We start from the raw sequence: 11,633 nt of genomic DNA, 5'->3' as shown, positions 1-11,633 counted from the left end.
AACTGCATCCCGCAAGGAGCCGGCATGTCGCTCAAAAGCAGCCCCACCCGCTACGGTCCTGTCGCCATCGCCATCCATTGGCTCACGGCAATCGCCATCATTTGCATGTTGGCCAGTGGGCTGAGTGCCGCCAATACCCAGGATCAGGCGCTCAAGCTCGCCCTGCTGCGTGGCCATGCGGTCACGGGTGTGGTGGTTGGCGTGCTGACGCTGCTGCGCATCGTGTGGTGGCTGGCGATTGATCGTCGCCCGCAGGACGCGCCCGGCCTGTCGCGGGGGCAGGCGGTGGCGTCCCGTGTCGTGCATTACGGGCTCTATGGGGCCATCCTGGTCATGGTGGCGAGTGGCATCGCCACCGTCGCGCTCAGCGGTGCTGGGGCGCAGCTCACCGGCGCTGCGGCATTGCCGCTGCCTGATTTTACTCTGGCGCCACCCCTGAAGGTGCATGTCCCGCTGGCCTTCGCTCTCATGGCGCTGCTGGTCGGCCATATCGGCGCGGCACTCTGGCACCAGTTCATTCAGCGCGATCGCCTGTTGGCCCGGATGGGCGTGGGTCGGTAGCGGCCAGCGTCGCAAAGACGCGCGGACTGGACTGATTGGCCAGCGCTGCGGCGATGGCGGCAACACAGTCCTCCGCCGTCATGCTGCCGGTATCGACCGTGAGGTCATATTGGCCCGGCACATGCACCGCGTCCTGCCAGCGCTGCACCGGCTCGGGTATGCCGGGGCCACTGGCATAAAACCCGTTCTGCGGATCGGCATTGCGCCGCCGCATGATTTCATCGAGCGGGCAATAGACGCCGGCAAACAGCACCTCCAGCCCGGCAAGCCGCTTGGCACAGGCCGGCAGAATGCCGAGGGGCTGCGAATAGAAGTCGTGGTGCCCGAGATCGGCCACCACATCAAAGCCCTGCCGCGCATGGGCAGCGATGGCGTCGTAGAGCGCCGCATACAGCGCCACCACCACGGGCTCGAGATCGGGCCGTTCGCCGCCCGGCCGCAAACCTATCCCCGGCTGCAAATTCTGTGGCAGCATGCGGTTCTGTGCATCGACGCCCAGATTGATCCAGCGACCGGGGAGGTTCGCCTGCATGGACGCCGCGATGGAGGATTTTCCCGAGCGCGGCGCGCCGTTGAGAATGACGATGCGGCCACTCATGGCAGGCGCATGCCGGTCAGGTTTTGCCCATTCTGGTGCAGCATCAGCGTCGGCGCCGCGCCGTTCACCGGCTCGGCAAAGGTGATCTGGGCATCGACCACCTTGAAGAAGAAGCGGTTGGCGCTTTCGGGAAAGATTTCGTAGCGCGCCTGGCCGGTGAGCTGGGCAAACAATTTTTGCTCCGCGGTGGAGATGGTGACGATGACGCCGGGGGCCAGCACATAGTCGCCGGCATAGGCGGGCAGCACGCTCGGATCGATTTCCGTCACTTGGCGCGGCGTCGGCTGTGGCCGCAGCGTCAGTGCCGGGTCGAGCAGATGAAAGCCGATATCTTCGATACCGGCGGCCGTGACCATGCTCGACAGCAGCACCACGCCATTGCCGGTCTTGGCGTCATAGCCGGCAAAGCTGCGGAAACCCGCGGTAATGCCATTATGCCAGACGATGTCGCGCTCGCCCTCAAGCAGCTTGAACCAGCCGAGCCCGATGACCTCGCCATCGCTGCCAGCCGAGCGGGTGCGCTCCAGCATGAGGGCAAAGGCGGGATCGAGCGGGGTGGAGACCGCGCCGCTGGCAGCGGCGATGAATTTGGCGAGGTCGGCAGTGCTGGTGACCAGCGCCCCCACGGGAGCAAACACATCCATGTCCCAATTGGACACGGGCTCACCCGCCGCGTCATGGCCTGTCGCCATGCCGGGGATGGTCCCCGGCGCGGTGGCCAGCCGGGTCTCGGTCATACCGAGCGGATCGAGAATTTGGCTCTGCAGCAGCGCCGCATAGGGCTGGCCGCTGACTTCGGTGATGGCCTGCGCCAGCAGGGCCGTGCCGACATTGGAATATTCGAATGCTTCGCCAATGCCGCGCGGCAGCTGATAATCGGCAATCCACGCCATCAACTCGTCGGCGCCATAGCCCGAATAGGGATTGTCGAGCCCTTTGGCCAACAGCGCCTCGGGCAGGCCGGAAAAGCCGGCGCTATGGGTCGCCAGATCAAAGGCGGTGATGGCCTTGCCGTCGCGCTCGGGGAGCTTGGTGCCGGCCGGCAGATAGTCGGTCAGCGGCGCATCGAGGTCGATCTTGCCGGCGACCACCAATTGCGCCAGCAGCAGATTGGTGAAGACCTTGGTGATCGAGCCGGCCTCGAACAGCGTGTGTTCATCGACCGGGGTGGGATCATCCGTGGCCAGCGTGCCATGCGAGACGAAGCGCGGCATGCCGTTCTCGATCACCGCCACGGCGATGGCGACATTGGCCTGATCGCGGTCGATGCGGTCGGCCAGGATCTGCGCGATGGCGGCGTCGGAAGGCATGGCGGACTGCTGCGCCGCCAGCGGCGTGGCCAGCATTGCGGTGGTGGCCAGGGCGGCGAGGGCGCGGTTCATCGGAGCCTCCGGGGGTGCAGGAACGACATAACGCCATGCACACCCCGTGGGGCAAGGATAAGGCGCCGCCTATTTCGCCTTGTTGTGCATCTCGATGGAGTCGAGGATCACCTTCTTGGCATCCTCATAGCCGCCGACATGGGAAATCTTGGCCCATTTGCCGGGCTCGAGATCCTTGTAGTGGGTGAAGAAATGCTTCACCCGCTCGACCTGGATGGCCTGCATGTCGCCGATATCCTGGATGGAATCATACATCCGGGTCAGCTTCTGCACCGGCACGGCGAGGATCTTTTCGTCCTGGCCGCCATCGTCTTCCATGAACAGCACGCCGATCGGGCGGCAGCGGACCACCGCGCCGGGCACCAGTGGGCGCGAATTCATGACGATGACGTCGAGCGGATCGCCGTCGCCGCACAGAGTGTGGGGCACGAAGCCGTAATTGCCCGGGTAACGCATCGGCGTATAGAGGAAACGGTCGACGAACAGCGCGCCCGAGGCCTTGTCGATTTCGTACTTGATCGGCTCGCCGCCCATCGGCACTTCGATGATGACATTGAGATCGTCGGGCGGGTTCTTGCCGGTGGGGATGGCGTCGATGTTCATGGCTTCAGCTCTCGTGCAGCGGGGAGGCGACAAAGTGCCTGCGTTGTGCCCAACACAGGCCGTAAACGCAAGCCGATTGCGGGTGTGCCAGCTATGCCTATCTGTCACACCCACGCGATTTGGCGGCGGGGCTTAGTCCTTGGCGGCCTTGCCGACCTGGTTGCGCAGAATGGTGCGGTCGCGGCTGGAAACGCCGATCAGCTCGGCGATGCGCCAGACCATATTGTCTTCCAGCTCGTGGTTCTTCTTGTCGGAAAACACCACCAGCCACATCATCCGCACGATCTCGATGCGGTCATCCATCGGCAGCTGGGTCAGGCCCTGGGTGAAGCGGTAGAAATCCACCGCCTCGGCATCGCGCAAGGCGGCGTCCTTGACCAGCCGGTCGACGGCGGCTTCGTCCAGCTCGTAATGCTCCTGCAGCACCGCCTTGATGGCGTTGCGCTCCGCGTCCTTCATCTGCCCATCGACAGCGGCCAGATGCACCAGCAGGGCGGCGACCGCCAGCTTGGGATCATGGGTGGACAGCGCCGTTTCCGGCTTGTTGAACAATCGGGTAATGGCCTCGAACATGGCGCAGGGCCTCCTTCGGGGTGCGAGGGGAGTGACGAAAGGCTTGTGCGCACCGGGAGGCAGGCAGTTCAGAGTTAAGCAGGCGGCGCGATTTCCTCAATGGGCGCGAGGCCCGGTCACGCGCTCTTGACCCGGCTTGATGCGGAAGCGCCACACCGGGGGCAGCGAAAGGACTCGACTCTTCGGAGATTCGGAGTCTAAATGTTCCTGTTTTGTTCACTTGCTCAGGAAGGGTTGGTGCGATGCTTTCGCCCGATCGCCAGCAGCGCCTCGCCGCGCTGCGGGACAGCATTGCCGATATCGAACGCAAGCCGGCGCTGGCCGAGGCTCGGGCGCAGGTGGCGCAACCGACGGCAGATTTTCCGCAATTTGCGGGCGGCTTGCTGCAGGAAATCTACACCGATGAACGGCGCAATGCCGGCGCGCTGCTCGGCTTCGCCCTGGGCCAGGCCCGGGGCCTGCTCACCGGGCAGCGGCTGGCGGTGATCTATCTGCAGCTGGCCGACGAGGCGCAGAAGCTGGGCCTGCCTTATGGGCCGGGACTGCTCAGCTTTGGCTTTGATCCTGACGCACTGGTGCTGGTACGGGCCGCCACGATGGGCGAGCTGCTCTGGGCCGCCGAGGAGGCGATTGCCTGCCGCGCCGTGGCGGCGGTGGTGGCCGATATTGGCGGCCATGCCAAGCTGCTCGATTTTACCGCCAGCCGGCGGCTCAGCCTGCGGGCGGCGGCCACCGGCGGCTCGATCTTCATGCTGCGCTATGGGCAGGCGCGCCAGGCCAGTGCGGCGCAGTTGCGCTGGCGCCTGTCGCCGTCTCCCAGCGCGCTGCGGCGTTGGGATGCCGGGGCGCCGGGGGCGCAGCGTTGGCGCGTCGAACTGGAAAAAGCAACGCTCCTCAAGAAGCAGACCAATTGGCTGCTGGGTTGGACGGAAAATGGATTTGCAACACTGCCTGCTCACGCCAATGCTGCCGAGCGGCTCGGCGGGGCCGCGGCGCTTTCTCGTGCTGTTCCTGCCGCATTGGCCGACCGACTATCTCAAACGGCGTGAGCCCCAGCTCAAGGGGCCGTTGGCGCTGTATGAGCGGATCAAGGGCGGGCTGCGACTGGCCGCCATCGATGCCGAAGCGGGTCGGCTGGGCCTGCATGTCGGGCAGAACCTGGCTGACGCAAGGGCCATGCTGCCGGGCCTGACGGTGCGCGAAATCGATCGTCCACTGCTCGAAGCCGGCTTTGCCGATTTTGCCGACTGGCATTCCAATGCCAGCCCGCTGGTGGCGGTGCTGGATGAGGTCAGTGGCTTTGGCGATCTGGTGCTCGATATCACCGGGGTGGCGCATTTGTTCGGCGGCGAGCGGCCCATGCTGCGCCTGCTGCTGAGCCGGCTGCGCGAACTCGGCTATAGTGTCGCCGGCGCCATCGCCCCCACCATTGGCGCGGCCTGGGGCGTCAGCCATTTCGCCCGCAGCCAGGTGGTCGAAAGCGCCGATATGGAGGCCATTATCGAGGCGCTGCCGGTGCAGGCGCTGCGGCTGACCCAAGCGCAGATTGCCGGCCTCACCCAGATGGGGCTCAAACAGATCGGCCAATTGCGCGGCCGGGACCGCAAGGCGCTGCAGGCGCGCTTCGGGATGTCGCTACTGGTGCGACTCGATCAGGCCTTTGGCGGGCTCGAAGAACGGATGACACCGCGTCTGCCGCCGGCCGAGCGCTATGCCGAGCGGCGGTTCGCCGAGCCGATCGGGCTGATGGATGATGTGTTGATGACCACTCATGATCTGGCCATCCAGCTCGGGGTTCGGCTCGAAGCCGAAGGGCAGGGGGCGCAGGCATTTCACCTGTTCCTCTATCGTGTCGACCACAAGGTGATGACGCTATCGGTCAATTCGGCGCGGCTGACCCGCGACCCCGAACATATCAGCAAGCTGTTCAGCCATCGCTCGGAACGGCTCGAGGGCGCCTATGATGCCGGCTTCGGCATCGACATGATCAGGCTGGCGGCCAGTTCGCTGGCGCCGCTCGATGCGGTGCAGCTGGGGGCCTTTTCCCATCAGGGCGTGGCCGAGGATCTCGACCAGCTCAATGACCGGATGAGCAGCCGGCTCGGGCCGCTGGCAGTGTTGCGCACGCAAATGGTGGCCAGCCACATTCCCGAGCGGGCGGCGCGGCTGGTGCCGGCGCTGGCGAGCGGCGCCCTGCCACCACGCGCCGCGGCCTGGCCGCTGCCTGAGCGGCCGCTGCGGCTGTTGCCGGTGCCCGAGCGGGTCAATATCAATGCCGAAGTGCCCGACGGGCTGCCGGCCTCGATGCTGTGGCGCGGCGACAGCTACAAGATCGAACGCGCCTCGGGCCCCGAGCGGCTGGGCGCGGAATGGTGGCGCAGCGGCCAGCGCCTGCAATTGGTGCCCCCCGCGCCGCCGGAAAAGGGGGAGCCGACGCCCTATGTCCCCAAGCTGGACCTGTTCGATCCCGATGGCGTGACGCGCGATTATTACGCCGTTGAAGACGCCGCCGGCCGCCGCTTCTGGATCTACCGTCACGGCTTCCACCGGCCGGACGAGCCAGCGGTCTGGTATCTGCACGGATTTTTCGCATGAGCCAGGTGGTTCCGCTCACCCTGCCGGTGACGGCGCGGCGCCGACCGCCAGCGCCGGTCGCGCCTTATGCCGAACTGGTGTCGACGACCAATTTCTCCTTTCTGCGCAGTGGTTCGCACCCCGAAGAACTGGTGGCAGCGGCCATGGCGTTGGGGCTGAGCGCGTTTGGTGTCACCGACCGCAACAGTTTCGCCGGCGTGGTGCGGGGCTATGTGACGGCCCGGGACAACAAGGAGATCAGGCCCGATTTCCGTTACCTCGTCGGCGTGCGGCTGTGCTTTGCCGACGGCACACCGGACATCATCGCCTATCCTAGCAGCCGGGTAGCCTATGGGCGGCTGTGCAAACTGCTGACCATCGGCAATCAGCGCGGGGAGAAGGGTAGCCCAAAACTGTTCTTCAAGGATCTTTTTGGTTCCAATGACCCAGCCTCGGAAACCGAGCAGGGGCCGTCGGAAAATTATTCGCAAGGCCAGCTGTTCATCCTCATGCCCGATGAAAGCGACTGGGGGCTGACCGAAAAAACACTCGATCAGCTGAGCCGGCAAGTGCCCGGCCAGGTCTGGGTGGTCGGTACTCCTCGCTTCGATGGCAATGACCGTGCGCGTCTCAACCGTATCAATGCCTTGGCCCAGCGGCACGGGGCATGGATGCTCGCCAGCAATGATGTGCTTTATCACGAGCCCGACCGGCGCATTGTCGCCGATGTGGTCACCTGTATCCGCGAGCATGTGTCGCTGGAAGCTGCGGGTTTTCTGCTCGGCGCGAATGCCGAGCGGCATTTGAACCCCCCGCGCGAAATGGTCCGGCTATTTGCTGGATTTCCGGAGGCCATTGCAGAGACACAGCGGTTTATCGAGCGGATCGAATTCTCTCTCGAGCAGCTCGAATATAATTATCCCGAGGAAACCGTTGGCAATGGCGAAACGGCGCAACAGACCTTGGAGCGTCTCACCTGGGCCGGCGCTGCCAAGCGGTTTGCCGGCGGCGTACCCGACGATATTGCCGACAATATCCGGACCGAACTCCAACTGATCGATGAAAAGTTCTACGCGGCCTATTTCCTGACCGTGCATGACATCGTCCATTATGCCCGTTACGAGAAGGGCATCCTATGCCAGGGCCGCGGCTCGGCGGCCAATTCCACGGTCTGCTATTGCCTCGAAATCACTGAGGTCAATCCGCGCAAGGCCAATCTGGTTTTCAGCCGCTTCATCTCGACCGAGCGCGACGAACCACCCGATATCGACGTCGATTTCGAGCACGAGCGGCGCGAGGAGGTGATGCAGTATATCTACCAGAAATATGGTGGTCGGCGCACGGGCCTGACCGCCAACGTCATTTCATACCGATCCAAGAGCGCCATTCGCGAAACGGCCAAGGTGTTCGGAATTTCCGACGACACGATCAGCGCTTTCAATCAGCTGCATTGGGGCTGGGGCTCCAGCCTCAACCTGAAAAATGTTGCGGCCATCGGCCTCAATCCAGACGATCCGGTGCTGGCGCAGATGTTCGAAGTGGTGAAGGTGCTGCGCGGTTTTCCGCGTCACCTCAGCCAGCATGTGGGTGGCTTCGTCATCACGCGGGATTCACTGGAAAGCCTGGTGCCGATCAGCAAAACGGCAATGGATAGCCGCACCATCATCGAGTGGAACAAGGACGACATCGACGCGCTTAAAATCCTCAAGGTCGATATCCTGGCTCTGGGCATGCTGACCTGTCTCCGGCGCGCCTTCGATCTCATGGAAACGCATTATGAGCGCGAGGTAACGCTCGCCGAGCTGCAGAATGAAGAGTTCGATGAACCAGAGCGGGCCCGGCCGGTCTATGAAATGACCCACCGGGCCGACACGATCGGGGTGTTCCAGATCGAAAGCCGGGCCCAGATGTCGATGTTGCCACGGCTGAAGCCCGTTGAATTTTATGATCTCGTCATCGAAGTCGCCATCGTTCGCCCCGGCCCCATCCAGGGCGGCATGGTGCATCCCTATTTGAAGCGTCGACAGGACAAGAGCTGGAAAGCGGACCCCGACGATCCGCTGGATATGGTGCTCGAAAGAACGCTGGGCATCCCCCTGTTTCAGGAGCAGGCCATGCAAATGGCGATCAAGGGTGCGGGGTTTACCCCTGGCGAGGCCGACCAGTTGCGCCGGGCCATGGCCGCTTGGCGACGGACTGGGAAGATCAGCATCTTCAAGGATAAATTCATCAACGGGATGCTGAACAATCCTGGGCGGCATTATGAGCGCGAATTTGCCGAGCGCTGCTTTTCCCAAATCGAAGGCTTCGCCGAATATGGCTTTCCCGAAAGCCACGCGGCTTCGTTCGCGCTGCTGGTTTACGCCTCGTGCTGGCTCAAATGCCACTATCCCGATGTGTTTGCTTGCGCGCTGCTCAATTCGCAGCCCATGGGGTTTTATGCGCCCAGCCAGCTCGTGCGGGACGCGAGCGAGCATGGCGTCGAGATCAGGCCTCCCGATATCAATCTTTCGACCTTCGATTGCATGCTGGAAGCTGACGGCTGGGAAACTGCCGAGCATGTCTGGCCCCGCCATGCCGAGATGAAACAGCACATCAAAACCACCAAGGCGCTCAGGCTCGGGCTGCGCAGCGTCGAGGGGCTGGCCGAAAAGGACATCACCGCCCTTGTCGAGACGCGTGGCGATGCGGGCTATGAGTCCATACGTGATCTCTGGCTGCGGACAGGCATGCCGATCGCCAGTCTTGAAAAGCTGGCCAAGGCCGATGCCTTTGCTTCATTGAAGCTCAATCGACGAGAGGCGCTCTGGGCTGTCAAAGGCCTGATCGGCACGCATGGCGCCGAGACATTACCGCTATTTTCTGCTGCCGGATTGCCGCCGGCCCTGATGACAGACGAGGCCGGAAACCTGCCACTGATGCAGCCGGGCGAGGAGGTCATCCACGACTATGCGACGCTGTCACTCTCGCTCAAGGGGCATCCAGTCCAGTTCCTCCGTCCGCTGTTGCAGGTGCGCGGCACCACGCGGGCGGTCAATCTCGGTACGGTGACGCCAGGACATCGCATCGAGGTGGCAGGGTTGGTGTTGGTGCGGCAACGGCCCGGCACGGCGAGCGGGGTGATCTTCGCCACTCTCGAAGACGAGACCGGGGTGGCCAATATCGTGGTCTGGCCGAGCCTGTTTGAAAACGACCGCATCCGCAAAACCCTGCTGTCGAGCCGTATGCTGGCGGTGCGCGGACAGCTGCAGCGCGAGGGGCTGGTGATCCATATCATTGCCGAGGACATGGAAGATCTGACGCCGCATTTGCTAGATCTGTCGCATGGCAAGGATATCGGTGATGTCGTGGTGGCGCGGGCCGACGAAGGTAAGTCGGGGCCGCCGGATGGGGCGAGTCGGGACCGCAATGCCACTCGAGAAATCGACATCGCCCGCCGCCGGGCCTATGCCGCGCTGCCGGGCGGGCGCAACTTTCACTGACGCTGTGGTTGAAGCGGTTACGCCAGAATCTTGTCGATGGCCTTGGCCAGGGCGATATCCTTGGCGCTGAGGCCGCCGGCGTCGTGGGTGGAGAGGCGAATGGTCACGCTGTTGTAGCTGTTGGACCAGTCCGGGTGATGCCCGGCTTTTTCGGCGGCCAGCGCCACCCGGCCCATGAAGCCGAAGGCTTCGGAAAAATCCTTGAATTTGAAGGCGCGCTCGATGGCCAGCGCCGCCTCGTCATAAATCCAGCCCTTGAGGTCCCGCAGGGCCTCTTCCCGTTGCTTGCTGCTCAGCGTCTCGACCATGCTGTCACCTGTCTCCAAAACTGGGTCTGCCAGCTGCCAGACTAGCCGGGCAAAGCGACGCTACCATGGCGGGCATTAACGCCATGGCAAGCAGTTTGGTCGCAGCGTGCGGAGGACATGGCCGAGTGCAGCGCGGTAAATTTTGAGGCCGCTCGCCCGCCCCATCAACCTCCACCCATCCAAGGACCCGCGCGTGATCTGGACGAGATGTTTCGCCGCTCCGATCCTGGCCTGTGGGCTGGCAGTTCCGACCGTTACCGCCGCCGATCTCGTAGTCTATCACAATTGGGCCGCGCCGGCCGAACTGGCGGCGCTGAATGTGCTGCGCGATGTGCTCGAAACCCGGGGCCATGGCTGGGTGCCGCTGTCGATACCCCATGATGCCAGTGGCGATATCGATGTGGTGGAGCTGATCGCGGCCGGGGCGACGCCCAATGTCTTCCTGCAATTGCAGCCCGATATCTACCGCGCACTCGATGCCGACGGACGACTGCTGCATCTGGGTGCGCAATTTGCCGCGAGCGGCGTGCTGGCGCAATTGCCGCAAGTGGTGCGCGACGCCATTACCATCGATGGCGCCATCGTCAAGACGCCCGCCACCATTCATGCCGACGCGATGATCTATTATAATCGCGCCGTCGCTCTGGCGGCGGGGGTCGATCCGGCAGGCTGGACGTCGCTCGAGGCGATGTGGGCCGATTTTGCCGCCATCCGTGCCGCCGGCTTCCAGCCGCTGGCGCTGGGCGCCCAACCCTGGCAGGTCGGCTATCTTACCCATGCGCTGGTGGCGAGCCTGGGCGCGGCGGGCGTTTATGCCGGGCTCTATGGCCAAACCATTGATCCGGCGGTGTTTGACGATGCCAGTCTGCTGGCGGTGTTTGCCTGGTTGCGGCGCTTCCAGCAGGAAGCCGACGCTGATGCGGTCAACCGCGACTGGAACATGGCCACCAGCCAGGTCATCCAGGGCCAGGCCCTGCTGCAATTGCAGGGCGACTGGATGAAGGGCGAGTGGCACGCCGCCAGCAAGAGTGAAACCGATGATTATGGCTGCCTGTTCGTGCCCGGTGCTGCGCATCTGCCGGTCACCGTCGACAGCTGGGGCCTGCTCGGCGGCATGGCGCCGGAGATCGAAGCCGCCGAACGGGATTTCGCCGCTGCGGTGGTCGAGGTGGCTACCCAGACCCGTTTTGCCGCCGCCAAGGGCTCGACGCCGGTGCGGCTCGATGCCCATGGCGATATCGATGCCTGTTCGCAACTGGTGCTGGGGGCGCTGGATCGGGATGATTTCGCCCTGCCGACGCCGCATCTGACCGCCTCGCCCTCCTGGGTGGCAGCGGTCTGGGCGGTGGCCAATAGCTTCTGGAACACCCCGACCATGGCACCCGCCATGGCCGTAGCGGCGCTCAAATTGGCCTACGCCGATCGGTAGCCGGTTAAGCTGTTATTCACCTTTCCGCTCGGAAAATCGCTGCCAAATCGGCGTCCGGAGCGGTCTGGCAAGGCGATATTAATCCCTGAAGCGCTTTGATCCGTGGGAATAAGGGGAATTGGG

Annotated in this window: 10 protein-coding genes; 5 read left to right on the top strand and 5 right to left on the bottom strand. The window is 63.8% G+C overall.

All coding sequences use genetic code 11. The features are described 5' to 3' along the window. The first annotated feature begins 24 nt into the window (after positions 1–24). Positions 25–561 carry a cytochrome b gene (locus tag ACX3OW_RS01880; protein WP_459094040.1) on the top strand — a complete coding sequence of 179 codons (537 nt, stop codon included), beginning with the start codon at positions 25–27 and terminating at the stop codon, positions 559–561. Here ACX3OW_RS01880 and ACX3OW_RS01875 read toward each other — a convergent pair. The 4 genes from ACX3OW_RS01875 to ACX3OW_RS01860 all read right to left on the bottom strand — a co-directional run bounded on the left by ACX3OW_RS01875 (position 515) and on the right by ACX3OW_RS01860 (position 3,717). Continuing rightward, complete coding sequence (locus tag ACX3OW_RS01875) at positions 515–1,159, bottom strand: chloramphenicol phosphotransferase CPT family protein (protein WP_459094039.1); 645 nt, start codon at positions 1,157–1,159, stop codon at positions 515–517. The two genes, ACX3OW_RS01880 and ACX3OW_RS01875, sit on opposite strands and share 47 nt — an antisense overlap. Next, positions 1,156–2,541, bottom strand: a complete 1,386-nt coding sequence (locus ACX3OW_RS01870; RefSeq protein WP_459094038.1) for a serine hydrolase — start codon at positions 2,539–2,541, stop codon at positions 1,156–1,158. The genes ACX3OW_RS01875 and ACX3OW_RS01870 overlap by 4 nt, the downstream gene beginning before the upstream one ends. A 69-nt stretch (positions 2,542–2,610) precedes the next feature. Then, a complete protein-coding gene (gene ppa, locus ACX3OW_RS01865) occupies positions 2,611–3,144 on the bottom strand; it encodes an inorganic diphosphatase (protein ID WP_459094037.1) in 534 nt (177 codons plus the stop codon). A gap of 132 nt (positions 3,145–3,276) precedes the next feature. Next, positions 3,277–3,717: a tellurite resistance TerB family protein gene (locus ACX3OW_RS01860; RefSeq protein ID WP_459094036.1), complete on the bottom strand. Its 441-nt coding sequence runs from the start codon at positions 3,715–3,717 to the stop codon at positions 3,277–3,279. Positions 3,718–3,959: 242 nt separating this feature from the next. On the opposite strand from ACX3OW_RS01860, the gene ACX3OW_RS01855 reads away from it, so the two are divergent. The 3 genes from ACX3OW_RS01855 to ACX3OW_RS01845 are packed head-to-tail and all read left to right on the top strand — an operon-like array spanning position 3,960 to position 9,773. Next, a complete protein-coding gene (locus ACX3OW_RS01855) occupies positions 3,960–4,766 on the top strand; it encodes a hypothetical protein (protein ID WP_459094035.1) in 807 nt (268 codons plus the stop codon). Continuing rightward, entirely contained in the window at positions 4,651–6,312 is a 1,662-nt protein-coding gene (locus ACX3OW_RS01850) for a Y-family DNA polymerase (protein WP_459094034.1), read from the top strand. The genes ACX3OW_RS01855 and ACX3OW_RS01850 overlap by 116 nt, the downstream gene beginning before the upstream one ends. After that, positions 6,309–9,773 carry an error-prone DNA polymerase gene (locus ACX3OW_RS01845; RefSeq protein WP_459094033.1) on the top strand — a complete coding sequence of 1,155 codons (3,465 nt, stop codon included), beginning with the start codon at positions 6,309–6,311 and terminating at the stop codon, positions 9,771–9,773. Before ACX3OW_RS01850 ends, ACX3OW_RS01845 begins: the two co-directional genes overlap by 4 nt. A 17-nt stretch (positions 9,774–9,790) precedes the next feature. On the opposite strand, the gene ACX3OW_RS01840 is transcribed toward ACX3OW_RS01845, so the two are convergent. After that, positions 9,791–10,081 (bottom strand): 4a-hydroxytetrahydrobiopterin dehydratase, encoded by a 291-nt coding sequence (locus tag ACX3OW_RS01840; protein ID WP_459094032.1) that lies wholly within the window; start codon positions 10,079–10,081, stop codon positions 9,791–9,793. Positions 10,082–10,274: 193 nt separating this feature from the next. Between ACX3OW_RS01840 and ACX3OW_RS01835 the strand changes: the two genes are divergently transcribed. Beyond that, positions 10,275–11,510, top strand: a complete 1,236-nt coding sequence (locus tag ACX3OW_RS01835) for an extracellular solute-binding protein (protein ID WP_459094031.1) — start codon at positions 10,275–10,277, stop codon at positions 11,508–11,510. The last annotated feature ends 123 nt before the right edge of the window (positions 11,511–11,633 follow it).

The organism is Devosia sp. A449 (assembly GCF_054489375.1).
This window is presented reverse-complemented; position numbering and strand designations above follow the sequence as displayed.